This window comes from Leifsonia sp. HAY1-4F (genome assembly GCF_056755275.1).
The window spans coordinates 1-272 of sequence record NZ_JBNDHX010000288.1 but is presented as its reverse complement, the minus strand read 5'-3'; the positions used below and the strand labels follow the sequence as shown (position 1 = coordinate 272).

The following is a 272-nucleotide window of genomic DNA, read 5'->3' as shown; positions in this document are numbered from 1 at the left end:
CCTGAGTGAGCGTCACGCCGTGCCAGAGGCCAAGGGCCTGCGAGGCGGAGAGATCAAGCGGCAAGGGCAACCCCGAAAATCGTTACGCTACCGTTCCATTTTCGGCCAAGATCGTGGCGGATTCAAGGGGAATTCATCAACCCTTTCTCCCCGCGATGCGGGGAGAAAGTGGGACCGGGACATTGAGCTTAAGTGAAATGTCGAGGGCTCGGGATGGGGCTTTCTCTGCAGCAGCCTCAAGACGAGAGTTACCGTCCTTTCGGATCCGTTAC

1 protein-coding gene is annotated in these 272 nt (G+C 58.1%); it reads left to right on the top strand.

The genetic code is table 11. The features are described 5' to 3' along the window. The coding region (locus tag ACPYOG_RS19555; protein WP_481295787.1) for a hypothetical protein at positions 1-196 on the top strand (196 nt) is incomplete at its 5' end. Between the last annotated feature and the right edge of the window lie 76 nt (positions 197-272).